Origin of the sequence: Ancylobacter sp. Lp-2, from assembly GCF_020523795.1 — a bacterium.
Classification (GTDB): domain Bacteria; phylum Pseudomonadota; class Alphaproteobacteria; order Rhizobiales; family Xanthobacteraceae; genus Ancylobacter.
The window spans coordinates 334,021-357,103 of sequence record NZ_JAJALI010000006.1 but is presented as its reverse complement, the minus strand read 5'-3'; the positions used below and the strand labels follow the sequence as shown (position 1 = coordinate 357,103).

At 68.5% G+C, this 23,083-nt stretch carries 22 protein-coding genes; 17 read left to right on the top strand and 5 right to left on the bottom strand.

The genetic code is table 11. The annotated features are described in order from the left end of the window. The first annotated feature begins 11 nt into the window (after positions 1-11). The 10 genes from LGR54_RS17065 (at position 12) to LGR54_RS17020 (ending at position 8,970) form a co-directional block, all read left to right on the top strand. Positions 12-1,181, top strand: a complete 1,170-nt coding sequence (locus LGR54_RS17065) for a cysteine desulfurase family protein (protein ID WP_230363172.1) — start codon at positions 12-14, stop codon at positions 1,179-1,181. Between the two features lie 136 nt (positions 1,182-1,317). After that, the gene (gene sufB, locus LGR54_RS17060) at positions 1,318-2,796 is read left to right on the top strand and encodes a Fe-S cluster assembly protein SufB (RefSeq protein ID WP_230363171.1); all 1,479 of its coding nucleotides are present in this window, start codon (positions 1,318-1,320) and stop codon (positions 2,794-2,796) included. Between the two features lie 113 nt (positions 2,797-2,909). Beyond that, a complete protein-coding gene (sufC, locus tag LGR54_RS17055) occupies positions 2,910-3,668 on the top strand; it encodes a Fe-S cluster assembly ATPase SufC (RefSeq protein ID WP_230363214.1) in 759 nt (252 codons plus the stop codon). Positions 3,669-3,678: 10 nt separating this feature from the next. Continuing rightward, the gene (gene sufD / locus LGR54_RS17050) at positions 3,679-4,992 is read left to right on the top strand and encodes a Fe-S cluster assembly protein SufD (RefSeq protein WP_230363170.1); all 1,314 of its coding nucleotides are present in this window, start codon (positions 3,679-3,681) and stop codon (positions 4,990-4,992) included. A 143-nt stretch (positions 4,993-5,135) separates the two neighbouring features. Further along, entirely contained in the window at positions 5,136-6,392 is a 1,257-nt protein-coding gene (locus tag LGR54_RS17045) for a cysteine desulfurase (protein WP_230363169.1), read from the top strand. Further along, on the top strand, positions 6,389-6,763 hold the full coding sequence (locus LGR54_RS17040) for an SUF system Fe-S cluster assembly protein (protein ID WP_230363168.1): 375 nt from the start codon (positions 6,389-6,391) through the stop codon (positions 6,761-6,763). Before LGR54_RS17045 ends, LGR54_RS17040 begins: the two co-directional genes overlap by 4 nt. 21 nt (positions 6,764-6,784) lie before the next feature. Next, on the top strand, positions 6,785-7,228 hold the full coding sequence (locus tag LGR54_RS17035) for a VOC family protein (protein ID WP_230363167.1): 444 nt from the start codon (positions 6,785-6,787) through the stop codon (positions 7,226-7,228). 134 nt (positions 7,229-7,362) lie between these two features. Beyond that, on the top strand, positions 7,363-7,764 hold the full coding sequence (gene sufA, locus LGR54_RS17030) for a Fe-S cluster assembly scaffold SufA (protein WP_230363166.1): 402 nt from the start codon (positions 7,363-7,365) through the stop codon (positions 7,762-7,764). An 8-nt stretch (positions 7,765-7,772) separates the two neighbouring features. Beyond that, the gene (locus tag LGR54_RS17025; RefSeq protein WP_230363165.1) at positions 7,773-8,129 is read left to right on the top strand and encodes a TfoX/Sxy family protein; all 357 of its coding nucleotides are present in this window, start codon (positions 7,773-7,775) and stop codon (positions 8,127-8,129) included. A gap of 67 nt (positions 8,130-8,196) precedes the next feature. Then, entirely contained in the window at positions 8,197-8,970 is a 774-nt protein-coding gene (locus LGR54_RS17020) for a mechanosensitive ion channel family protein (protein ID WP_230363164.1), read from the top strand. Positions 8,971-8,981: 11 nt separating this feature from the next. Here LGR54_RS17020 and LGR54_RS17015 read toward each other — a convergent pair whose 3' ends face one another. Beyond that, the gene (locus LGR54_RS17015) at positions 8,982-10,514 is read right to left on the bottom strand and encodes a DEAD/DEAH box helicase (RefSeq protein WP_230363163.1); all 1,533 of its coding nucleotides are present in this window, start codon (positions 10,512-10,514) and stop codon (positions 8,982-8,984) included. Positions 10,515-10,852: 338 nt separating this feature from the next. Here LGR54_RS17015 and greA point away from each other — a divergent pair, with 338 nt between their 5' ends. Together greA and LGR54_RS17005 are read left to right on the top strand one after the other, a co-directional pair. After that, positions 10,853-11,329, top strand: a complete 477-nt coding sequence (greA, locus tag LGR54_RS17010; protein WP_230363162.1) for a transcription elongation factor GreA — start codon at positions 10,853-10,855, stop codon at positions 11,327-11,329. A gap of 8 nt (positions 11,330-11,337) precedes the next feature. Continuing rightward, positions 11,338-11,967: a LysE family translocator gene (locus LGR54_RS17005; RefSeq protein ID WP_230363161.1), complete on the top strand. Its 630-nt coding sequence runs from the start codon at positions 11,338-11,340 to the stop codon at positions 11,965-11,967. 31 nt (positions 11,968-11,998) lie between these two features. Here LGR54_RS17005 and parE read toward each other — a convergent pair whose 3' ends face one another. Together parE and LGR54_RS16995 are read right to left on the bottom strand one after the other, a co-directional pair. Beyond that, positions 11,999-14,038: a DNA topoisomerase IV subunit B gene (parE, locus tag LGR54_RS17000; RefSeq protein WP_230363160.1), complete on the bottom strand. Its 2,040-nt coding sequence runs from the start codon at positions 14,036-14,038 to the stop codon at positions 11,999-12,001. A gap of 115 nt (positions 14,039-14,153) precedes the next feature. After that, positions 14,154-14,438, bottom strand: coding sequence for a hypothetical protein (locus LGR54_RS16995; RefSeq protein ID WP_230363159.1), 285 nt, complete (start codon positions 14,436-14,438; stop codon positions 14,154-14,156). Between the two features lie 223 nt (positions 14,439-14,661). On the opposite strand from LGR54_RS16995, the gene argC reads away from it, so the two are divergent. Both argC and LGR54_RS16985 read left to right on the top strand, forming a co-directional pair. After that, complete coding sequence (gene argC, locus LGR54_RS16990; protein WP_230363158.1) at positions 14,662-15,717, top strand: N-acetyl-gamma-glutamyl-phosphate reductase; 1,056 nt, start codon at positions 14,662-14,664, stop codon at positions 15,715-15,717. 106 nt (positions 15,718-15,823) lie between these two features. After that, complete coding sequence (locus tag LGR54_RS16985; RefSeq protein WP_230363157.1) at positions 15,824-16,534, top strand: carbonic anhydrase; 711 nt, start codon at positions 15,824-15,826, stop codon at positions 16,532-16,534. Positions 16,535-16,541: 7 nt separating this feature from the next. Here the strand turns inward: LGR54_RS16985 and LGR54_RS16980 are convergent, their stop codons facing one another. Continuing rightward, positions 16,542-17,366 carry a lysozyme inhibitor LprI family protein gene (locus LGR54_RS16980; protein WP_230363156.1) on the bottom strand — a complete coding sequence of 275 codons (825 nt, stop codon included), beginning with the start codon at positions 17,364-17,366 and terminating at the stop codon, positions 16,542-16,544. Continuing rightward, positions 17,363-19,066, bottom strand: coding sequence for a class I poly(R)-hydroxyalkanoic acid synthase (gene phaC / locus LGR54_RS16975; RefSeq protein ID WP_230363155.1), 1,704 nt, complete (start codon positions 19,064-19,066; stop codon positions 17,363-17,365). The genes LGR54_RS16980 and phaC overlap by 4 nt, the downstream gene beginning before the upstream one ends. A gap of 931 nt (positions 19,067-19,997) precedes the next feature. On the opposite strand from phaC, the gene LGR54_RS16970 reads away from it, so the two are divergent. The 3 genes from LGR54_RS16970 to LGR54_RS16960 all read left to right on the top strand — a co-directional run bounded on the left by LGR54_RS16970 (position 19,998) and on the right by LGR54_RS16960 (position 23,082). Then, positions 19,998-20,297: a hypothetical protein gene (locus LGR54_RS16970; protein ID WP_230363154.1), complete on the top strand. Its 300-nt coding sequence runs from the start codon at positions 19,998-20,000 to the stop codon at positions 20,295-20,297. Positions 20,298-20,488: 191 nt separating this feature from the next. Then, positions 20,489-21,706, top strand: coding sequence for an LL-diaminopimelate aminotransferase (locus tag LGR54_RS16965; protein WP_230363153.1), 1,218 nt, complete (start codon positions 20,489-20,491; stop codon positions 21,704-21,706). A 56-nt stretch (positions 21,707-21,762) separates the two neighbouring features. Then, entirely contained in the window at positions 21,763-23,082 is a 1,320-nt protein-coding gene (locus tag LGR54_RS16960) for a homoserine dehydrogenase (protein WP_230363152.1), read from the top strand. The last annotated feature ends 1 nt before the right edge of the window (position 23,083 follow it).

Sequence of the window (23,083 nt, the reverse complement as noted above, 5' to 3'; positions counted from 1 at the left end):
ACCGGACTGCGATGAACGAACGTACCTATCTCGACCATAATGCCACCGCTCCGGTGCGTCCGGAGGCGGCGGAAGCGCTGACTGCCGCGCTTTTCGCCACCGGCAATGCCTCGGCCATCCATGGCGAGGGACGGGCGACGCGCGCCCGCATCGAGGAGGCGCGCGGCGCGGTCGCTGCCCTGGTCGGCGGCGATACGCGCGGCGTGGTGTTCACTGCCGGCGGCACCGAGGCCGACGCGCTGGCGCTGACGCCGGACTATCAGCGCGGCGGCGAGCCGCTCGCCTGCGACGTGCTGCTGACCAGCGCGGTCGAGCATGCCGCGGTGCTGCGCGGCCACCGCTTCGCCGCCGACAAGGTGGAGCACCTGCCGGTGGACGCGCGCGGCCGATTGCGGCTCGACGCGCTCGACGCGGCGCTCGCCGTCCATGCGGAAGCGGGGCGCCGGGTGCTGCTGTCCCTGATGCTGGCCAATAACGAGACCGGGGTGATCCAGCCGGTGGCGGAAGCCGCGCGGCGCGTCCATGCCCATGGAGGGCTCGTCCATACCGATGCCGTGCAGGCGGCCGGTCGCATCCGCATCGATATCGCCGAGCTCGGCGTCGACGCGATTTCGGTGTCGGCCCACAAGATCGGCGGCGCGCCCGGCTCCGGTGCGCTGGTACTTGCCGACCCGGATCTGCGTCCCGCGCCGGTGTTCGCCGGCGGCGGACAGGAGCGCGGCCGGCGGGCCGGCAGCGAGAACGCCCCCGCCATCGCCGCTTTCGGTGTGGCGGCGAAAAGCGCGCAGCTGGCGCTCGACGGTGAAATCAGTCGCATTGGCGGCTTGCGCGAAAGGCTTGAAGACGCTCTAAGGTGCGAGTTCCCGGAGCTGGTGCTGCTGGTCGGCGATGTCGATCGCCTGCCCAACACCTCGTGCTTCGCCCTGCCGGGGGTGCCGGCCGAGACGGCGGTGATCGCGCTCGATCTCGCCGGATTGTCGGTGAGCGCCGGTGCCGCCTGTTCGTCGGGCAAGATCGGGCCGTCGCATGTGCTTGCCGCCATGGGCGTGCCCGAGCGCATTGCCCGTTCGGCGTTCCGGCTGTCCTTCGGCTGGTCGAGCCGGGAAGAGGATGTCGACCGGGCACTCGGCGTGTTTCGCCGGGTGGTCCCGAACCTTTCGCGCCGCACAAGGGCGGCATGAGGGGAGATCGGCCGCGGCGCCCTTGGGCCGCCGGCCGGACGATTTGGTGGCGCCCATGCGGCACCACCCGATGCGAGACGTGACGTGGTGACCTGAACCCGCGGGCCTTGACCCCGCGCGGAGAGGAGATGAGACGATGCCGGCCGTACAGGAGACAGTGGAGCAGGTCCGCTCCATCGACGTCGATCAGTACAAATACGGGTTCTTCACCGACATCGAGTCGGAGAAGGCGCCGAAAGGACTGGACGAGGACACCGTCCGCTTCATCTCGGCCAAGAAGGGCGAGCCCGAATGGCTGCTGGAGTGGCGTCTCGACGCCTTCCGCCGCTGGCAGACCATGCCGGAGCCCAAGTGGGCGCGGGTCGACTATCCGCCGATCCCCTACCAGGAGCTCTATTATTACGCCGCGCCCAAGCAGAAGGCCGGCCCGAAGTCGATCGACGAGATCGACCCGGAAATCCTCGCCACCTATGAGAAGCTCGGCATTCCCCTGCGCGAGCGCGACGCGCTGCTCGGCATCGAGTCGACCGGCGGCTCGAAAGTCGCGGTGGACGCGGTGTTCGATTCGGTGTCGGTGGCGACCACCTTCAAGGAAGAGCTCGCCAAGGCCGGCGTGATCTTCATGCCGATCTCCGAGGCGGTGCGCGAGCATCCCGAGCTGGTGAAGAAGTATCTCGGCTCGGTCGTTCCCGTGACCGACAACTTCTTCGCGACGCTCAATTCGGCGGTGTTCTCCGACGGCTCCTTCGTCTACATCCCGAAGGGCGTGCGCTGCCCGATGGAGCTGTCGACCTATTTCCGCATCAACGAGCGCAACACCGGCCAGTTCGAGCGCACGCTGATCATCGCCGACGAGGGCTCCTATGTGAGCTATCTCGAAGGCTGCACCGCGCCGATGCGCGACGAGAACCAGCTGCACGCCGCCGTGGTCGAGCTGGTCGCTCTGGCCGATGCCGAGATCAAGTACTCCACCGTCCAGAACTGGTATCCGGGCGACAGCGAGGGCAAGGGCGGTATCTTCAACTTCGTGACGAAGCGCGGCGACTGCCGCGGCGACCGCTCCAAGATCTCCTGGACGCAGGTGGAGACCGGCTCGGCGATCACCTGGAAATATCCGAGCTGCATCCTGCGCGGCGACGAGAGCCAGGGCGAGTTCTACTCGATCGCCATCTCCAACGGTCGCCAGCAGGTCGATAGCGGCACCAAGATGATCCATCTCGGCAAGAACACGTCGAGCCGCATCATCTCCAAGGGCATCGCCGCCGGCCGCTCGGACAACACCTATCGCGGCCTCGTCTCGGCGCACCGTAAGGCGACCAACGCGCGGAACTTCACGAACTGTGACTCGCTGCTGATCGGCGACCAGTGCGGCGCGCACACCGTGCCCTATATCGAGAGCAAGAACGCGTCGGCGCATTTCGAGCACGAGGCGACCACCTCGAAGATCTCCGAGGACCAGCTGTTCTATTGCCGCCAGCGCGGCCTCGATCCCGAGGAAGCCACCGCGCTGATCGTCAACGGCTTCGTCAAGGACGTGCTGCAGCAGCTCCCGATGGAGTTCGCGGTCGAGGCGCAGAAGCTGATCTCGGTGAGCCTTGAAGGCTCGGTGGGCTGACGCCCTCTGGCGTCCCGGACCGCCGGGACGCTTCGCCCCATTCGCACACTCGGCGCGCCCGGCCGCACGGCGCAGGACGCCGCGCCCAAATGAACGGAACGATTGAAATGGCCATGCTCGACATCGACAACCTCCACGCCAAGATCGAGGGCGAGGACGGCAAGGAAATCCTCAAGGGCCTGTCGCTGAAGGTGAACCCCGGCGAGGTCCACGCCATCATGGGCCCGAACGGCTCGGGCAAGTCGACGCTGTCCTACATCCTCGCCGGCAAGGACGATTATGAGGTCACCGAGGGCACGGTGACGCTCAACGGCGAGGACCTCCTCGACATGGAAATCGATGAGCGCGCCGCCAAGGGCGTGTTCCTCGCCTTCCAGTACCCGATCGAGGTGCCCGGCGTCGCCACCATGACCTTCCTGCGCTCTGCGCTGAACGCCCAGCGCAAGAAGCGCGGCGAGGAGGAAATCTCCACCCCGGACTTCCTGCGCCTCGTCAGGGAGAAGGCCGCTGGCCTCGGCATCTCGCAGGATATGCTGAAGCGCGGCGTCAATGTCGGCTTCTCCGGCGGCGAGAAGAAGCGCGCCGAGATCCTGCAGATGGCCATCCTCGAGCCGAAGATCGCCATTCTCGACGAGACCGATTCCGGCCTCGACATCGACGCGCTGAAGATCGTCTCCGAGGGCGTCAACGCGCTGCGCTCGCCGGAGCGCGGCATGATCGTCATCACCCACTACCAGCGCCTGCTGAACCACATCGTGCCGGACTTCGTGCATGTCATGCACAAGGGCCGCATCGTGCGCTCGGGCGGCAAGGAGCTGGCGCTGGAACTCGAAGCCAATGGCTATGCCGAGTACCAGCAGGACGCGGCGTGAGGGGATCGAGATGAACGCCGAAATCCGTCCGATCCGCACCCCGGCCGAGCAGGGCCTGTCGGGTGAGCTCAAGAACCTGCCGTCGAGCGGCGGCGCGCGCATCGTCGCGCTGCGCGAGGCGGCCGCCAAGGCCTTCAACGACAACGGCCTTCCCCACCGCCGGGTGGAGGAGTGGAAGTACACCGATCTGCGCACGCTGATGCGCGAGGCGCTGCCGGTCTCCTCGCCGGCGCAGTCGGCGCAGGTGGAAGCGCATGCGCGCCTGCTCATCGACACCGGCGCGCGCCGCCTCGTCATCGCCAATGGCGCGGTGGTGCCGGAGCTGTCCGACCTCGCCGATCTGGAGTCGGGGCTGACCATCCAGCCGCTGGCCACCGCGCTGGCGGCCGGCGGCGACCTTATCGCCCGGCTCGGCACGCTGGAACCCGGCCGCTACGACGCGGCGCTCGCGCTCAACACCGCGCTGGCGGCTGACGGCGTGGCGATCTCCGTCGCGCCGGGCGCCGTCATCGAGCGGCCGATCCATGTCGCGCATGTGTTCTCGGGCAAGGCGGCGGCGAGCTTCGCGCGCAACCTCGTCGTGCTCGGCGCGGGCGCCAGCCTCACCTATGCCGAGAGCTTCGAGGGCCCGGAAGGCGTCGCCTACCAGGTGAACAGCGCCACCGAGTTCGTGGTCGCCGACGAGGCGAGCCTCGATCTGGTGCGCGTGCAGGAGGAGGGTGCCAACGCGCTCCATCTGTCGACGCTGCTGTTCGAGGTCGGCAAGGCGGTGAAGCTGAACGCCTTCACCTTCACCTCCGGCGCGGCGGTGACGCGCACCTCGCTCTATGCCCGCCTGAACGGGGCCGACAGCGCGGTGTCGTTCAATGGTGCCATCCTGCTCAAGGACCGCCAGCACGCGGATTCGACGCTGTTCGTCGATCACCAGACCACGGGTTGCGAGAGCCGCGAGCTGTTCAAGCACGTGCTGGACGACAGTTCGCGCGGCGTGTTCCAGGGCAAGATCGTGGTGCGGCAGCCGGCCCAGAAGACCGACGGCCGGATGATGAGCCGCGCGCTGCTGCTCGGCGACGACGCCGAGATGGACAACAAGCCGGAGCTGGAAATCTTCGCCGACGACGTCGCCTGCGGCCATGGTGCCACCTGCGGCGCGATCGACGACGACCTCCTGTTCTACCTGCGCGCCCGCGGCATTCCGCTGAAGGAAGCGCAGAGCCTGCTGGTGCAGGCCTTCGTCGGCGAGGCCATCGAGACGGTCGCCAATGACGAGCTGCGCGACGCGCTGGTCGAGCGCGCCGAGGCGTGGCTGAAGGCGCGGGCCTGATCCCGCCGCATGCCCGACATCGTCGTCCCGGACGCGGTGAGCCGCGATCCGGGATCGGTCTTCCGTGAAGGGCCGATCATCGGCCCGCGATCCCGGATCCCGCGACAGGCGGGCGGGATGACGCCCTCTGGAGGGGCCGCAACATGACCGAGCCGGTCGCATCCCACCCCGCCGTCGCCAACGGCAGCTATGACGTCGCGCGCGTGCGGCAGGATTTCCCGATCCTGTCCAAGCAGGTCTATGGCAAGCCGCTGGTCTATCTCGACAACGCGGCCTCGGCGCAGAAGCCGGTCCAGGTGCTGGACCGCATGCGCTACGCCTATGAGAACGAATATTCCAACGTCCATCGCGGCCTGCACTATCTCGCCAATGCGATGACCGAGGCTTATGAGCAGGCGCGCGAGCGCTGCCGCGCCTTCCTCAACGCGCCGACGCTGGAGGAGGTGATCTTCACCCGCTCCGTCACCGGCGCCATCAACCTCGTCGCTTCCTCGCTTGGCCAGTCGATCCGGGAAGGCGACGAGATCGTGCTCTCCATTATGGAGCACCACTCGAACATCGTGCCGTGGAACTATCTGCGCGAGCGCAAGGGCGCGGTGATCAAGTGGGTGCCGGTGCTGGAAGACGGCGCCTTCGACCTCGAGGCGTTCAAGGGCCTCATCACCGAGCGGACGAAGATCGTCGCCGTCACCCACATGTCGAACGTGCTGGGCACGGTGACGCCGATCAAGGAGATCGCCCGCCTTGCCCATGAGGCCGGCGCGGTGGTGGTGGTCGACGGCGCGCAGGCGGCGGTGCACATGCCGGTCGACGTGCAGGATCTCGGCGTCGATTTTTACGGCATCACCGGCCACAAGCTCTACGGGCCGACCGGCATCGGCGTGCTCTACGGCAAGCGGGCGCTTCTCGACAAGCTGCCCCCCTATGAGGGCGGCGGCGAGATGATCCGCACCGTCACCGAGGACGGCGTCACCTATGGCGAGCCGCCGCACCGCTTCGAGGCCGGCACGCCGCCGATCGTGCAGGCCATCGGCCTCGGCGAGGCGCTGGTCTACATGGAGAGCCTCGGCCGCGAGCGCATCGCCGCGCACGAGGCCTCGCTCGGCGCCTATGCCCGGCAGCGGCTCTCGGCGATCAACTCGGTGCAGATCTATGGCGACGCGCCGGGCAAGGGAGCGATCTTCGCCTTCGACGTGAAGGGCGCGCACCCGCACGACATCGCCACCATCATCGACCGCGCCGGCGTCGCCGTGCGCGCCGGCACCCATTGCGCAATGCCGCTTCTGGGGCGATATGGTGTGACGGCGACGTGCCGGGCGTCGTTCGCGCTGTACAACACCCATGAGGAAGTCGACCGTCTGGCCGACGCCCTCATCAAGGCTCAGGACCTGTTCGCATGAGCGACACTGTATCCACCGACGCGCCGAACATGCCGGCCATCGAATCGACGATCCCGCAGGAGGAGCTGGACCGGCTGACCGACGACATCGTCGCGGCGCTGAAGACGGTCTACGATCCCGAAATCCCGGTCGACATCTACGAGCTCGGCCTGATCTACAAGGTCGATATCGCCGACGACCGCCAGGTGGCGGTAGAGATGACGCTGACCACGCCGAATTGCCCCTCCGCCGCCGAGCTTCCCGGCATGGTGGAAGGCGCGGTGGCGAGCGTCGGCGGCGTCTCCGGCGTCAACGTCAATCTCACCTTCGATCCGCCCTGGGACCAGGGCCGGATGTCGGAAGAGGCGCGGCTCGCCCTCAATCTGTGGTGAGCGCCGCACGGGAGTGAGGCCATGCCGGCCGAGGCGGTCGTAGACGGCGCCGCACCGCCGCTCTCCGGCGTGCTGGAGACCGGCCTCTATGTCGACGACATGGCGCGGGCGCGCGCCTTCTACGAGGGCGTGCTCGGCCTGAAGCCGATTGTCGCCGACGAACGCTTCTGCGCCTACAATGCTGGGCCGGCGAGCGTGCTGCTGCTGTTCAAGCGCGGCTATACGCGCACGCCGGTCGAGGTGCCCGGCGGCACCATCCCGCCGCATGACGGGCAGGGGCCGCTGCATTACGCCCTCGCCATTCCCGGCACGGCGCTGGAGGCCTGGATCGGGCATCTGGAGCGGGCAGGGGTGCCGGTCGAGGGTCGCGTCGACTGGAAGAACGGCGGCGTGAGCCTCTATTTCCGCGACCCGGACCGCCATCTCGTCGAATTGGCGACTCCGGGCCTGTGGCCGAACTACTGAGGGTGCGCGGCGGGCCACGCATGTCGCACATGGCGGGCGTGCAGGCGGATGGGCTTGCCTGTCGCGGCGCGATATCCCATCTTCACTGTGCCGATCCGCCGGCCTTGAACCGGCGTCGAGTTGGAGACGACATTATGGCCGACATCCGTTCCCGCCCTCCCGTCATGCGCCTCACCGAGGCCGCCGCCGCCCGCGTGCGTTCGCTCATGGAGCGTTCGGACAGCAAGGGGGCCGGCCTGCGCGTCGGCATCAAGAATGGCGGCTGCGCCGGCATGGAATACACGATGGAGTTCGCCGAGGAGGCCGGCCGCTTCGATGAGGTCATCGAGGACAAGGGCGCGCGGGTGCTCATCGACCCGAAGGCGATCCTGTACCTGCTCGGCACCGAGATGGACTACAAGACCGACAAGATGTCGGCGCAGTTCGTATTCAACAACCCGAACCAGACCTCGGCCTGCGGCTGCGGCGAATCCGTCGCCATCACCCCGGCCACGTCCGAGGCGGGGCTTTCCGGATCGGCTTCCGCCGGCGCCTGAGATCGTCGATGGACGCCGAGACCGTCGAGGATCTGCTGGCGTCCTTCGATCCCGTGCGCCTCAAGCGCATGTTCAGCGGACTCGGCGTGTTCGCCGACGGGCTGATGATCGCCATCGTCATCGACGGCACCCTCTATTTCAAGGCGGATGACGCTCTCGCTGAGAGCCTGGCGGAGCAGGGTTCCGCGCCCTTCACCTATGATCGGCGTGGCCGGCAGGTGGCGCTCGGCTACTGGTCGGCGCCGGAAGCCGCCCTCGACGATGGCGAGGAGCTGGCGCGGATCGCGCGTGCCGCCCTCGCGGTGGCGCGCCGGGCGCCGGCGAGGAAAGCGCGGACGAAGCGGCCGGCAGCTGCGACCAATTGATAGCGGCCAGTAGTGAACCCTCGGCGCCGTTGCCCGTTACCCCTGTGACATTGACAGGGACAACGGCATGGATCTCGACCTCGAAAACCTCGGCAATCTCTTCGTCCTCTACGGACTGAACATCCTCTACGCGCTCGGCCTGATCGTCGTCGGCTGGTGGCTCGCCACCTTCGTCGAACGGCTGGTGTTGCGGGCGGTCGGCGTCACCCGGCGGGTGGATCCCACGGTGGCCGGCTTTCTCGGCAGCATCGCCCGCTATACCGTGCTGGTCTTCGTCGGCGTCGCCGTGCTGCAGCGCTTTGGCATCCAGACCACCAGCATCATCGCGGTGCTGGGCGCGACCTCGCTCGCCATCGGCCTTGCCCTGCAGGGCACGCTGTCCAATCTGGCCGCCGGGGTGATGCTGCTGCTGTTCCGCCCGTTCAAGCTCGGCGACAGCGTCGAGGTAGCGGGCGTCGCCGGCACGGTGAAGGGATTGTCGCTGTTCACCACCGAGCTGGCCTCGGGCACCAATGTCCAGGTGCTGATCCCCAACGCCAAGGTGTGGGGCTCGAACATCGTCAACAACTCGGCCTATGCCCAGCGCCAGCTGGCGCTGACGCTGGAACTACCGGGCGCCACCGATGCCGAGGCGGCGATGGCGACGGCGGTGGAGATGCTGAAGGAGGATACGCGGGTCTTGTCCAGCCCCGGCCCGTCGGCGGCGGTGTCGAAGCTGTTGCTCGACCGGGTGGAGATCACCGTCTCGGCCTGGACCAATACCGGCGAGGAGGGCGCGGTGAAAGCCGCGCTGATCCGGCAGTTGCGGGCGAGATTGGCGGCGGAAGCCTCCGCCGCCTGAGGGCAGGCGCGTCAGCTTGCCTTGATGCGCACCGGGCGCAGCAGGAAGGCCGGCAGATGCGAGGTGTCGGCCGGCTCGTCCTGATAGGACGGACGGCGGTCCTCGCCACGGCGCACCGAAGTCGGGGTGACCGGCGCGCGGGCCGGGGCCTTGGGCTCGGGCGAGCGCCCGGCCGGCGACCGATCGGCGGACTTCTGCGGCGCCGGACGGGCGGCGACCGGTGCGGGCGCCTCCTCGGCGGTTTCGGCTTCGGGCGCCGGAGCGGCACCGTCGCGACGCCGGGCCGGGCGGGCGCCACGACGCTCGCCGCCGCGTTCCTCGCCACGTTCGGTACGGCGCTCGCCGCCACGCTCTCCATCGCGGCCGCCACGTTCGCCGCGTCCCGAGGCGGAACGCTTCTCGCGCGGCGGGGCCTCGCCGAGCTTGTCGCCTTGCCAATCGATCGAGCGACCGATCAGCTTTTCGATCGCGGCGAGCGACTTCTCATCGGCATGGGTGACGATGGTGAAGGCGGCACCGGTACGGCCGGCGCGGCCGGTGCGGCCGATGCGGTGCACATAGTCCTCGGCGTGGTGCGGCGTGTCGTAGTTGAACACGTGGCTCACGGCGGGGATGTCGAGGCCGCGGGCGGCGACATCGGAGGCGACCAGGAGGTTGGCCTCACCGGTGCGGAACTGGTCGAGCGCCTGCATGCGCGAGCGCTGGTCCATGTCGCCATGCAGGCAGACCGCCTTGTAGCCGTGCTTCAGCAGCGACTTGTGCACCACCGCGACTTCGCTCTTGCGGTTGCAGAAGATGATGGCGTTCTGCAGGTTTTCGGCGTTGTCGATGAGACGCCGCAGCGTATCGCGCTTCTCGTAGTCTTCCTTGCTGCTCGCCACCAGCATCTGGGTGATGGTCGAGGCGGTGGAGGACGGCCGCGAGGCTTCCACCTGCACGGGATTGGAGAGGAACTGCGCGACGAGGCGCTGGATCTCCGGCGGCATGGTCGCCGAGAAGAACAGCGTCTGTCGGGTGAACGGCACCAGCTTGCAGACGCGCTCGATGTCCGGGATGAAGCCCATGTCGAGCATGCGGTCGGCCTCGTCGATGACGAGGATCTCGATGCCCGACAGCAGCAGCCGCCCGCGCTCGACATGGTCGAGCAGCCGGCCCGGCGTGGCGATCAGCACGTCGACGCCGCGCACCAGCTTGGCGTCCTGGTCGCCGAAGGAGACGCCGCCGATCAGCAGCGCGACGTTCAGCTTGTGGTTCTTGCCGTAGCGCGTGAAGTTCTCCTCGACCTGCGCGGCGAGTTCGCGCGTCGGCTCGAGGATCAGCGTGCGGGGCATGCGCGCCCGAGCCCGGCCCTGCTCCAGCATGGTCAGCATCGGCAGGGTGAAGGCCGCGGTCTTGCCGGTGCCCGTCTGGGCGAGGCCCAGCACATCGCGGCGGGCGAGCACATGAGGAATGGCCTGCGCCTGAATCGGCGTCGGTTCCGTGTAACCCGTATCGGCGACGGCCGAGAGCACCTTGTCGCTCAGGCCCAGTTCGTTGAAAGGCATCGAGGGTCAATTCTGCGGCAGCGCACCGCTCACCCTAGCATCCCCCGAGCCGTAACCGGGGACGGGCTGCATCGTCATCGCGCGGAGCGCATCGGTCGGATTGGGTCAGACGATGCAGCGCAACATAGGCATAATGGTCCGGAAGTCAATGCTTTTCAGCCTCTTCAAGGAGTTGAGGCGACAGAAGGCGCATTTGTGTGATAGGGGCGCATAGATGATCACGTCGCCCTTCATGATTTGAGCTGACGGAGTTGCTTGATGCCGCCGCGTCGCGAAACGTCGAGGGGGTGGAATTCCGTCGTGTCGGGAAGCCGGCACGGCACGTGGCGGAGGGCGCCATGAGCCGCGCCTTCGTCAAGGAGGATAGCGGCGCCGAGACGCTGCCCGACCGTCCGATCAGTCCCCATCGCAACCTCGTCACCCGGCGCGGCCTCGCCCTGATCGAGGCCGAGATCTCCCGTCATCGCGCGGCGCTCGCCGCCGCCGGGGCGGGAGGTGACCGCGATGCCGCCGCGCGGGCCTCGCGCGAGCTGCGCTATTGGAGCGCACGGCGGGCCAATGCCGAGCCGGCCGAACCGCCGGCACAGGGCGAGGCGATCACCTTCGGCATGGCGGTGACGCTGGAGGACGAGGACGGCCGGCGACGGACCTTCCGCATCGTCGGTGAGGACGAGGCGGAGCCGCGGGAGGGCCGCATCGCCTGGATTTCGCCGGTGGCGCGGGCACTCATGGGCAAATGGATCGGCGACGAGATCGAGATGCCGGCGGGCACCATGGGCATCGTCGCCGTCGATAAGATGCCGGAAGTTCTTTAGGGGCTGACATGCTGATTCCGCCGGAAACCCTGCTGGTCTTCGCGCCCGCCGCGCTGATGCTGAACCTGACACCGGGCAACGACATGCTGTTCTGCCTCGGGCAAGGCATGAAATCCGGCCCGGCCGCCGGGCTCTCCGCCAGTCTCGGCATCACTGTCGGTGGCTTCATCCATACCATCGCCGCTGCACTGGGGCTGGCGGCGCTGCTGGCGGCGCATCCTGCCGCTTTCGAGGCGATACGCTGGGCCGGCGTCGCCTATCTGGTCTGGCTGGCTTTCAAGGCTTTCACCGCGGCGGGCCCGCTCACCGGCGCGGCGAACGCGCGGCGCGGCAGCGCCGGGGCGGCGTTCCGGCAGGCGGTGCTGGTCAACCTCGCCAACCCGAAGATCGTCGTCTTCGTGCTGGCCTTCCTGCCGCAATTCGTCGATCCGTCGCGCGGCTCGCCTTTCCTGCAGTTCCTGCTGCTGGGGACGATCCTCAATGTCGGCGGCATGATCGTGAACGGCCTGGTCGGTGGCTTTGCCGGCGCTGTCGGCCGCTGGCTGTCGGGCCGTGCCGGCTTCACGCGCTGGTTCCAGCGCGCCACCGGCGTGATCTTCCTCGGCCTCGCCGCGCGGATCGCCTTCGAGCGGCGGTGACCCTCCTTCGGTCCGCCGCGCCCCGCGCCGTTCAGATGTCCAGCAATGCCTCGCTGGCGAAGGCGGCGCGCTCGGAAATGAAGGTGAAGCGGCTTTCCGGCTTGTTGCCCATCAGCCGCTCGATGGCGTCGGCGGTGTCGGCGCGCTCGGCGTCGTCGACGGTGACGCGCAGCAGCGTGCGCGTCTTCCGGCTCATCGTGGTTTCCTTCAGCTGCGCCGGCATCATCTCGCCGAGGCCCTTGAAGCGGCCGATCTCCACCTTGCCGCGGCCGGAGAACTCCTTGGCGAGCAGTTCGTTGCGGTGCGCCTCGTCGCGGGCATAGAGCGTCTTGGCGCCCTGGGTGATGCGGTAGAGCGGCGGCACGGCGAGGAACAGGTGGCCGTTCTCGATCATCTTCGGCATCTGCCGGAAGAAGAAGGTGACCAGCAGCGAGGCGATATGCGCGCCGTCGACATCGGCGTCGGTCATGATGACCACGCGCTCATAGCGCAGATCTTCCTCGCGGTACTGGGTGCCGGTGCCGCAGCCCAGCGCCTGGATCAGGTCGGCGATCTGCTGATTCTGGGCGAGCTTGTCGCGGCCGGCGCTGGCGACATTGAGGATCTTGCCACGTAGCGGCAGCACCGCCTGGGTCTGGCGCTCACGCGCCTGCTTGGCGGAGCCGCCGGCCGAATCGCCCTCGACGATGAACAGTTCGGAACCCGCCGCCGAATTGTTGGAGCAGTCGGCGAGCTTGCCGGGCAGGCGCAATTTGCGCACCGCGCTCTTGCGGGAGATTTCCTTTTCCTGCCGGCGGCGCAGCCGTTCCTCGGCGCGCTCGATCACGAAGTCGAGCAGCCGGTTCGCCTGCACCGGGTTGCCGCCGAGCCAGTGGTCGAACGGGTCGCGGATCGCCTGCTCGACGATGCGCGAGGCCTCGGCGGTGGCGAGCTTCTCCTTGGTCTGGCCCTGGAATTCCGGCTCGCGCACGAACACCGACAGCATCGCCGCGCAGCCGGCCATGATGTCGTCGGAGGTGATGGAACTCGCCCGCTTGGCGCTGCCGGTGCGCTCGGCGTGGTCGCGCAGGCCGCGCAGCAGGGCGGAGCGGAAGCCGGCCTCGTGGGTGCCGCCCTCGGCGGTGGGAATGGTGTTGCAATAGGAGGAGACCGCGCCGTCGGCGTCGGCCAGCCAGGCCACCGCCCATTCCGCCGAACCGTGGCCGCCGGGCCGCGAGGTCTTGCCGGAGAAGATCTCCGGATGCACCAACGTGTTGCCGGCGATGTCGGCGGCGAGATAGTCCTTCAGCCCGCCCGGAAAACGGAACACCGCCTCGGCCGGCACATCGGTGCCGGCGACGAGCGCGGCATCGCAGTTCCAGCGGATCTCGACGCCGCCGAACAGATAGGCCTTGGAACGGGCCATCTTGAACACGCGCGCGGGCTTGAACTTCGCCTCGGGGCCGAAGATCTGCGGATCGGGATGGAAGCGCACCCGCGTGCCGCGGCGGTTCAGCACCCGGCCGACCTCGGCGAGCGGGCCCTGCGGCAGGCCGCGCGAATAGGTCTGGCGGTACAACGTCTGGCCGCGCGCCACCTCGATCTCCAGCACGTCGGAGAGCGCGTTCACCACCGAGACGCCGACGCCGTGCAGGCCGCCGGAGGTCTCGTAGACCTTCGAATCGAACTTGCCGCCGGCGTGCAGCGTGGTGAGGATCACCTCCAGCGCCGACTTGCCGGGGAATTTCGGGTGATTCTCGATCGGGATGCCGCGGCCATTGTCGGTGACGGTCAGGAAGCCGTCGGCGGTCATTTCGACATCGATGAAGCTGGCATGACCGGCCACCGCCTCGTCCATCGAATTGTCGATCACCTCGGCGAAGAGGTGGTGCAGCGCTTTCTCGTCGGTGCCGCCGATGTACATGCCCGGCCGGCGGCGTACCGGCTCCAGCCCTTCCAACACCTCGATATGCGCGGCGGTGTAGGCGCTCTCCGCGCTGCTCGGCTGGGCGGCGGCCCGGGCCGGCTTGGCGGCGGCGGGGCGCGGCGCCTCGGGCATCGCATCGAACAGGGACGGCTTCGGATCGGACATAGGACGGGTGAGGCTTTCGCTGGCGGGCAATCCTGGATCGCTCCATTACACCACATTATGCGAGTGTGAGTCACAGCCGTGAACGTTTCGTGAACGAAAACCCGCCGGGCGTGACTTATTTGCCGAGCCGCCGCCGATTGGCGCGCACCTTGCGGCTATAGAGCTTCACGATTTCCGGCCCCACCCGGTCGAGCCGGCCCGAGGCGGCGGCATGGGCCAGCCGGGCATTGGCCTCGCCCATCGCCAGCATCTTCTCGGCCACCATCCTCGTCGCCTCGACACCGGCCGTGAGATCGCCCTTCGCCAGCAGATGCAGGCGTTCGGCGACGACGACCTGCGCGTCGAGGCCGAGCCGGGCCATGTTCATGCCGAGCGAGAGGAGGGCGAAAGGGTACGTCATGGCGGGGCTCCTTCTGGCCCGTGACGGGCAGCGGGAAGGCAATACCGAGATCGGCGCCTTCGTTCCCGTCATATGGCGCACGGCAGCCCTGCGCAAACGCGGCGGCTGCGCCGGGTGCCGCCGTCTTCCGTCCGTCGCGCAACGGGTGTAAGTGCGCGGGCTCGGCGCATGGTCGCCGATACACGCTTAACAAAAGCTTGCACCCTCTTCAGGGAGACGGACGATGACGGAGACGAAGGCGCGGATCGCCATACTCGGGGCCTCGGGCTACACCGGCTCGGAACTGGTGCGCCTGCTCGCCCGCCATCCGCGCGTCGAGATCGTCGCCCTCACCGCCGACCGCAAGGCCGGGCAGTCGATGGCCGACGTCTTCCCGCAATTCGGTAAGTTGGCTCTGCCCAAGCTGGTCACCATCGACGAGGTGGCGTGGTCGAACGTCGATCTCGCCTTCTGCGCCCTGCCGCACGGCACCACGCAGCAGGTGATCAAGCGGGTGTTCGACGCCGCGCCGCACATCAAGATGGTCGACCTGTCGGCGGATTTCCGCCTGCGCGATCCCGGGGCCTATGAGCAGTGGTACGGCCACGCGCATCAGGCGCTGGAGCTGCAGCAGGAGGCGGTGTACGGCCTCGTCGAGCTCTATCGCGACGACATCCGCAAGGCGCGGCTGATCGCCAATCCCGGCTGCTACACCACCACCGCCATCCTGCCGGTGGTGCCGCTGATCGAGGCGGGGGCCATCGAGCCGGAAGGCCTCGTCGTCGACGCCAAGAGCGGCGTCACCGGCGCCGGCCGCTCGGCCAAGGAGAACCTGCTGTTCACCGAGGTGACCGATGGCATGCACGCCTATGGCGTCGGCCATCACCGGCACATGGCAGAGCTCGACCAGGAATATTCCAAGGCCGCCGGCCGCTCGATCGTGCCCAGCTTCACCCCGCATCTCATCCCGATGAGCCGCGGCATCTACGCGACGATCTATGCCACCACCGGCGCTGGCGTCGGCGCGGCCGACGTGCACCGCGTGCTGTCGGAGTTCTACGCGAATGAGCCCTTCGTGCATGTGCTGCCGCTCGGCCAGGTGCCGCAGACGCGCTTCGTCAAGGGCTCGAACCTGATCGTCATGGGCGTGATCGCCGACCGCCAGCCCGGCCGGGTGATCCTGATCTCCACCACCGACAACCTCGTCAAGGGCGCGTCGGGCCAGGCGGTGCAGAACATGAACCTGGTGCTCGGCTTCCCCGAGACGCTGGGGCTGGAGCAGCTGCCGCTATTCCCCTGAGCCGTCAAGAACTCTTCCGGCGTTCTTGGGGGATCGGAATACTACCGATTGCAACTTTGGTATAATGGTGTGCTCCATGGGCGGCTTTCAGCCCATGGGGTCCGTCATGACCATTTCGTCTGTCGTGTCTCGCCGTAAGTTGTTCGGAACGTTGGCCTGCGGCTGCGTCGCCGCGACCGGGCTCGGATCGTCGCCAGCCCGGGCGGCATCTCCCGTCACCAAGACCAGCCTGTCCGCCGAGGAGGCGCTGGCCAAGCTGAAGGCCGGCAATGCCGCCTTCGTCGCCGGCGGTGCCTGCACCCCGGCCGGCGGGCCGGTGCCGATCAGCACGCTCAGCGCCGGCCAGGCGCCCTTCGCCGTGGTGCTCGGCTGCTCGGATTCGCGCACCCCGCCGGAGCATGTCTTCACCACAGGGCTGGGCGAATTGTTCATCATCCGCGTCGCCGGCAACACGGCCGACGTCACCGCCATCGGCTCCATCGAATATGCGGTGGCGGTGCTCGGCGCGCCGCTGGTCGTGGTGATGGGCCACAGCCAGTGCGGCGCGGTCGAGGCGGCGGGCGACGTGGCCTCCAGCGGGGCGCAGTTCCCGGGCTTCATCGGCGACATGGTGCAGCCGATCGTGCCGGCCGTGCTGCGTGCCCGTAAGGCCGGCCATATGGAGCTGGCCGACGCGATACGCGCCAATGTCGCCGAGGTGGCCCGGCACATCACCACTGCCAGCGAGGTGGTGGCGCAGGCCATTGGCGCGAACAAGGTGCGCGTGGTCGGCAGCGTCTACGATCTGGCGAGCGGCAAGGTCGATTTCCTCGCCTGAGCGCCGCTCAGGGTGCCGGGCGCACCGCATAGCTCGGCACCAGGGCCGCGCCGTCCCACCGCCAACTGGCCCAGCAGGCGGCATTTGGGGCGGCGCCGGCGCACTGGCTGCGGTCGACCCAGAGGTCGAGCGTGGTCAGGTCCGTACCCTGCACCAGCGTCGGGCGGACACCGCGCAGCTTCAGCGGAGCGTAACCGGCGCTCGACAGGCTGACCGAGATGTCGCAGCCGTCATTGGCGCAATAGGCGGTGGCGGCGCCGTCGCAGCGCAGGTTCTGCGCGTTGAGCACGTAGTCCGGCCGGCCGTCATGGTCGAGGTCGGCGCTCATCGTCTCCGGCGCGGCATTGCCCTGCAGTACGCCGCCGAAGTCGCGGCACTGCGCCAGAAAGGCGCTGGCTTCGTTCATCACCGGCTCGGGTATCGGTGGGGCGTCGGCGACCGGGGCGGCATTCGCCTGCTGGGTGAGGTCGGCGAGAGTGGCGGCGATCTGCTGCCTCAGGACGGCATTGCGCTCGCGGTACAGCGGGACGAGGCAGGCGACGGCTCCGCCGCATTTCGCTCGCGCGTCGAGGAAGGCGCGGGCGGCATCGCGCCGGTCGCCATTGGCGCCCATCATCAGCTGCAAGCGGCTATAGCTGAACCACAGGCCGCCCATCTCGCTGTCGAGGGACGACAGGGTGGGGTCGGCGCAGACGGCCCGTTCGTCCGGCGTCTGTGCCTTGCCGCAATCGAAGCTGGCCGCTCTGGCCGGCGCGGCGCCGAGCCCCAGGAGGAGGCCCATGAGGAGCCCCGCCAGCAGCCCGAACCCGCAGCCGAGGGCGGTCCGCTTCACGACTTCACCTTCACATAGCTGCCCGGCGCGTCCTCGACCGGGTCGAACACGTCGCCGCCCGGCGGACGCGCCGGCACCCGCTCGGCATCCTGCGTCTCCAGCCAGGCGAGCCAGTCCGGCCACCAGGAGCCGGGATGCATCTCGGCGGTGGCGATCCAGTCCTCCAGGCTGCCGGCCGGCGCGTCGCCGGTCCAGTACTGGTACTTGGCGCGGGCCGGCGGGTTGATCACCCCGGCGATGTGCCCCGATCCCGCCAGCACGAAGCGCGCCGGCGTGCCGAACAGCTGCAGCCCGTTGAACACCGAGATCGCCGGGGCGATGTGGTCCTCGCGCGTCGCCAGGCTGTAGGTCGGGATCGACACCTTGCCGAGGTCGAGCCGATGGCCGGCCAGCGTCAGTTGGCCGGCGGCGAACTTGTTGTCGAGGTAGCAATTGCGCAGATAGAAGGAGTGGTTCGCCCGCGGCAGCCGGGTGGAATCCGAATTCCAGTACAGGATGTCGAACGGGAAGGGCGCCTGCCCCTTGAGGTAGTTGTTCACCACATAGGGCCAGATCAGGTCGTTGGCGCGCAGCATGTTGAAGGCGTTGGCCATCACCCGGCCGTCCATGATGCCGGATTCCAGCATCCGCCGTTCCAGCACCGCCACCTGTTCCTCGTCGATGAACACCTTGAGGTCGCCAGCCTGGGCGAAGTCCACCTGGGTGGTGAAGTAGGTAGCGGAGCGCACGCCGACATCGCGGCCGGCGGCGGCGAGCCAGGCCAGCGTCATGGCGAGCATGGTGCCGCCGACGCAATAGCCGACGGCATGCACCTCCTCGACGTCGGCCGCCTGCTTGGCGACCTCGATCGCCGACAGCACGCCGGAATGCATGTAGTCCTCGAACCCCTTGTCGGCGAGCGCCGGCGACGGGTTGATCCAGGAGACGATGAACACCGTCAGCCCCTGGTCCACCGCCCAGCGAACGAAGGATTTCTCCGGGTTGAGGTCCAGCACGTAGAACTTGTTGATCCAGGGCGGCACGATCACCACCGGCACCTTCAGCACCGTCTCGGTGGTCGGGCTGTACTGGATGAGCTGCATCAGCTCGTTCTGGAAGATCACCTTGCCGGGGGTGACGGCGAGGTTCTCGCCCACCTTGAACTTCGAGGCGTCGGTCTGGCGGATCTTCAGTTCGCCGTCGCCGGCCTCGATGTCCTCGGCCAGCATCTTCATGCCGCGCACCAGATTCTCGCCATTGGAGGCGAAGGTGGCGCGCAGCAGCTCGGGATTGGTGAAGACGAAGTTCGACGGCGACACCGCGCTGGCGATCTGTCGTACGTAGAACTCGGCCTTGTGCTTGGTGTGCGTGTCGATCTCGGCGTCCTCGACCAGCTTTTCCGCCCAGTTGGCGGTGAGCAGGTAGGTCTGCTTCAGCGCGTCGAAGAACGGGTTGGTGGTCCATTCCGGGTCGACGAAGCGCCCGTCGCGCGCCGGCGGCCGGGCGATGGGGACGACTTCCTCGCCGGACAGCCGCTTGAGCGTCGAGGACCACAGCGCCAGATAGCCGCCGATCAGCCGCGACTGCACGTCGACGGTGCGCTTCGGGTCGGTCAGCCAGTATTCGGCGACATGGCCGAGCGTCTTCATGACGTCGGCGACCTCCTCGGCGATGTCGTCCTTCACCCGGCCTTCCTCGCGCGGGCGCAGATAGGCCGCCATGGCCTTGCCGCCCTCCTCGACGAGGCGGGCGAGGTTGCCGGCGAAGGCCTCGAAGTCGACCGGGCCAGGCGCGGGCGGCTCCGGACGATCCGCCGCACGTGGCGGAGCCGCCGGGGGTGCCGGAGGCGGAGCGGGCTGCGGCGGCTCGGGCGCTCGGGCGAGGCTCTCGGGTTCCGGGGAGCGAGCGAAGCGCGCATGGCTCAAGGATGGGCGGGTCTGCGACACTCGGCGCGGCCGGGGGAGGGGGACGGGCGCGACCGGCGCGACGGCCTCGGCCAAGGTCTTGCCGGCGGCCGGGCCGGAGGCGCGCGACTTGGTCGCAGTGGATTTGGGTGCAGCGGATTTGGGTGCGGCCGGCTTGGCCGCAGCAGACTTGGTCGCAGCGGGCTTGGGTGTGGCGGACTTAGGCGCCGAATTCTTGGATGCGGGGCTCTTGGCTGTGGGGCCCTTGGCTTCGACGCTTTTGGATGCCGAGCCCTTGGGCGCGGGGCGTTCGGCCGCCGCACCCTTCGACGCCGCCGCGCCGCGCGCCTTCGAACCCGTCCGCGCCGCCTTGGCTGGCGCCGCCTCGACAGGCGTCGCTGCGGCCGGGGTGGACGTGCGCGCGGCCGTTTCAGCCGCCGCCGCCTTCGCCGCGGCGGCCTTGCCACTGCGACGCGCGGCTTTGCCTCCGCCCTCTGTCACCGACGGGGCGCCGGTCTCCGCGCCGGTGGTCGGGGAGGCGGCGGTCGTGGCCTCGGGCGTCGCGGTTTCGGCTGAAGTGAGCGTGCGCTCGGCGGCGCGGCGCCGGCGGGTGGAACGGTCGACGTTTCGATTATTCACCGCTTGTCCCCGCGGGTGCGTGCGTTCATAGGTGAGGGCATCATAGACACGACGCCCGGTTCGAGCGAGAGCCTAGCGCGGAGTCGATGACAGTTCGGGAAACAGGGTCATGACGCGCCGTATCGCCATTTCGTCCCACTTGCCCGCGCCGGCGCGCCTGTTCGCCTGTGCGGCGCTCGGCCTTGGCCTTGTCGGCTGCACCAATCCCAGCCTGCCGAAGACCGCCGTGCCGGACCAGAAATTGGCCTACCCGAGCTTCGGCGCCCCGGCGCAGATCGGCACCCGCCCGGTGATGGACGCCACGGCCCAGGCGCAGACGCAGGCCAGCCTCGAGGGCATGGCCCGCAACCGCGCCGGCCAGATGGAGCAGCAGATCAACCAGGGCGGCGATCTCCAGTCCGGCCAGTAGCGAAATCGTCGACAGGGGCCGCCAGGAGTCCCGTGCAAGAGCCTCGTTCCGGAGGCCTGTTACCGATTGATTCACCACGCTTGCGCCACCATCGCTTGTCATGCCTTCTGGGGTGGGCGTGGTGAAAATGATAGAAACGCCCGATGCGCCGCGCCGTATGAGGAAAACGGCCGGCTTGGAGCTTGAGACCGATGACCGACTTCCACCGTATCCGCCGGCTGCCGCCCTATGTGTTCGAGCAGGTCAACCGCGTGAAGGCCACCGCCCGCAACGGTGGCGCCGACATCGTGGACCTCGGCATGGGTAATCCGGATCTCGACGCTCCCGCCCATGTGGTCGACAAGCTGAAGGACACCATCGGCCGTCCGCGCACCGACCGCTATTCCGCCTCCAAGGGCATTCCCGGCCTGCGTCGCGCGCAGGCGGCCTATTATGAGCGCCGCTTCGGCGTGAAGGTGAACCCCGATACCCAGGTGGTCGCCACGCTCGGCTCCAAGGAAGGCTTCGCCAACATGGCGCAGGCGATCACCGCCCCCGGCGACGTGATCCTGGTGCCGAACCCGTCCTACCCGATCCACGCCTTCGGCTTCCTGATGGCGGGGGCGGCGATCCGCTCGGTGCCCTGCGAGCCGGGGCCGGAATTCTTCCACGCGCTGGAACGCGCGGTCGCCCATTCCATTCCCTCGCCGCTGGCGCTGGTGCTCTGCTACCCGTCGAACCCGACGGCGCAGGTCGCCGATCTCGATTTCTACCGCGACGTGGTGGCCTTCGCGAAGAAGCACGATCTCATCGTGCTCTCCGACCTCGCCTATTCCGAGGTGTATTTCGACGACAACCCGCCGCCCTCGGTGCTGCAGGTGCCGGGCGCCGTCGACGTGACGGTGGAGTTCACCTCCATGTCGAAGACCTTCTCCATGGCCGGCTGGCGCATGGGCTTCGCGGTCGGCAATGAGCGCCTCATCGCCGCGCTCGCCCGCGTGAAGTCCTATCTCGACTACGGCGCCTATACGCCGATCCAGGTCGCCGCCACCGCCGCGCTCAACGGGCCGCAGGACTGCATCGCCGACATGCGCTCGGTCTACAGGAAGCGCCGCGACGCGCTGGTCGACAGCTTCGGCAAGGCCGGCTGGGAGATCCCCTCGCCGTCGGCCTCGATGTTCGCCTGGGCGCCGATCCCCGAGAAGTTCCGCCACCTCGGCAGCCTGGAGTTCTCCAAGCTGCTGATCGAAAAGGCGGATGTCGCGGTGGCGCCGGGCGTCGGCTTCGGCGAGCACGGCGACGATTATGTCCGCATCGCGCTTGTGGAGAACGAGCAGCGCATCCGCCAGGCGGCGCGCAATGTCCGGCGCTTTCTTGAAACGGGCGCGGAAACATTGCACAACGTCGTGCCGCTCGCTGCGGCGCGTTGAGTGTCCGTCGATTGCGGGCCGGCGCCGTTCTTTTGTTCTGATGTTCGGATAGTTTGATGGCGCCGCCGCTCAAAATTGGCATCGCCGGCCTGGGAACGGTCGGAGCGGGCGTCATGCGCATGCTTGCCCGCCGCAACGACGAGATCGCCGCCCGCACCGGGCGCGCGGTCGAGGTCGTGGCGGTCAGCGCGCGTGACCGCTCACGCAACCGCGATTGCGATCTTTCCTCGGTGCGCTGGGCGGAAAGCCCGGTCGCGCTGGCCCGCGATCCTGGTATTGACGTGTTCGTCGAGTTGATCGGTGGCTCGGACGGTGCCGCTCGCGAGGCGGTGGCCGCGGCGCTGGAGGCCGGCAAGCCGGTCGTCACCGCCAACAAGGCGCTGCTTGCCCATCACGGCGTCGCCCTGGCGGCGCTGGCGGAGGAGAAGGGCGCGGGCATCCATTTCGAGGCGGCGGTCGCCGGCGGCATCCCGATCGTCAAGACGCTGCGCGAGGCGCTGCTGGGCAACCGCATGGCCCGCGTCTCCGGCATCCTCAACGGCACCTGCAACTACATCCTCACCAAGATGCGGGAGGAGGGCCTTTCCTTCGAGACCTGTCTCGAGGAGGCCCAGCAGCTCGGCTATGCCGAAGCCGACCCGACCTTCGACGTCGACGGCTTCGACACGGCTCATAAGCTCGCTTTGCTGGCGACGCTGGCCTTCGGCGTGCAGCCCGATCCCGGCGCCATCCATGTCGAGGGCATCCGCTCGATCACGCTGGCCGACCTCGATGCCGCCGACGAACTCGGCTACCGGGTGAAGCTGCTCGGCGTCGCCGCCCGTGCGGGCGAGGACGTCGAATTGCGGGTCCACCCGACCATGGTGCCTAAACATTGGCCGATCGCCCAGGTCTCCGGCGTCACCAACGCGGTGGCGGTGGACGGCGACGCGGTGGCCCTGACGCTGGTCGGGCCCGGCGCCGGCGGCGACGCGACCGCCTCGGCGGTGGTCGGCGATCTGTGTGATCTCGCGGCTTCGCGCGATTGCCGGCCGTTCGGCTGGCCGGCGGCGCGGCTGCGCCCGGCCGGCAAGCCGGCGATCCAGCGTCACGAAGGCGGCTACTATATCCGCCTCGCCGCCGTCGATCGGCCCGGAACGGCGGCAGCGATTGCCCGCCATATGGCCGAGCGCAACATCTCGCTCGAGTCCATAATGCAGCATCGGCGGGGGCGTCCGCATGGCGGCGACCGGGCCGACAGTGCGGGGGGGCCTGCGCCGGTGGTGCTGATCACCTATGCGACGACGGAAGAGGCGGTGCGCCGCGCGATCGACGCCATCGAAGCCGATGGCGTTATCACGTCGCCGCCGCAGGTTATTCGGATCGAGAAGGATTGAG

Coding starts and splice junctions, on each gene's coding strand:
- LGR54_RS17065 (WP_230363172.1), top strand. CDS start 12: ATGAACGAACGTACCTATCTCGACCATAATGCCACCGCTCCGGTGCGT.
- sufB (WP_230363171.1), top strand. CDS start 1,318: ATGCCGGCCGTACAGGAGACAGTGGAGCAGGTCCGCTCCATCGACGTC.
- sufC (WP_230363214.1), top strand. CDS start 2,910: ATGCTCGACATCGACAACCTCCACGCCAAGATCGAGGGCGAGGACGGC.
- sufD (WP_230363170.1), top strand. CDS start 3,679: ATGAACGCCGAAATCCGTCCGATCCGCACCCCGGCCGAGCAGGGCCTG.
- LGR54_RS17045 (WP_230363169.1), top strand. CDS start 5,136: ATGACCGAGCCGGTCGCATCCCACCCCGCCGTCGCCAACGGCAGCTAT.
- LGR54_RS17040 (WP_230363168.1), top strand. CDS start 6,389: ATGAGCGACACTGTATCCACCGACGCGCCGAACATGCCGGCCATCGAA.
- LGR54_RS17035 (WP_230363167.1), top strand. CDS start 6,785: ATGCCGGCCGAGGCGGTCGTAGACGGCGCCGCACCGCCGCTCTCCGGC.
- sufA (WP_230363166.1), top strand. CDS start 7,363: ATGGCCGACATCCGTTCCCGCCCTCCCGTCATGCGCCTCACCGAGGCC.
- LGR54_RS17025 (WP_230363165.1), top strand. CDS start 7,773: ATGGACGCCGAGACCGTCGAGGATCTGCTGGCGTCCTTCGATCCCGTG.
- LGR54_RS17020 (WP_230363164.1), top strand. CDS start 8,197: ATGGATCTCGACCTCGAAAACCTCGGCAATCTCTTCGTCCTCTACGGA.
- LGR54_RS17015 (WP_230363163.1), bottom strand. CDS start 10,514: ATGCCTTTCAACGAACTGGGCCTGAGCGACAAGGTGCTCTCGGCCGTC.
- greA (WP_230363162.1), top strand. CDS start 10,853: ATGAGCCGCGCCTTCGTCAAGGAGGATAGCGGCGCCGAGACGCTGCCC.
- LGR54_RS17005 (WP_230363161.1), top strand. CDS start 11,338: ATGCTGATTCCGCCGGAAACCCTGCTGGTCTTCGCGCCCGCCGCGCTG.
- parE (WP_230363160.1), bottom strand. CDS start 14,038: ATGTCCGATCCGAAGCCGTCCCTGTTCGATGCGATGCCCGAGGCGCCG.
- LGR54_RS16995 (WP_230363159.1), bottom strand. CDS start 14,438: ATGACGTACCCTTTCGCCCTCCTCTCGCTCGGCATGAACATGGCCCGG.
- argC (WP_230363158.1), top strand. CDS start 14,662: ATGACGGAGACGAAGGCGCGGATCGCCATACTCGGGGCCTCGGGCTAC.
- LGR54_RS16985 (WP_230363157.1), top strand. CDS start 15,824: ATGACCATTTCGTCTGTCGTGTCTCGCCGTAAGTTGTTCGGAACGTTG.
- phaC (WP_230363155.1), bottom strand. CDS start 19,066: ATGGCGGCCTATCTGCGCCCGCGCGAGGAAGGCCGGGTGAAGGACGAC.
- LGR54_RS16970 (WP_230363154.1), top strand. CDS start 19,998: ATGACGCGCCGTATCGCCATTTCGTCCCACTTGCCCGCGCCGGCGCGC.
- LGR54_RS16965 (WP_230363153.1), top strand. CDS start 20,489: ATGACCGACTTCCACCGTATCCGCCGGCTGCCGCCCTATGTGTTCGAG.
- LGR54_RS16960 (WP_230363152.1), top strand. CDS start 21,763: ATGGCGCCGCCGCTCAAAATTGGCATCGCCGGCCTGGGAACGGTCGGA.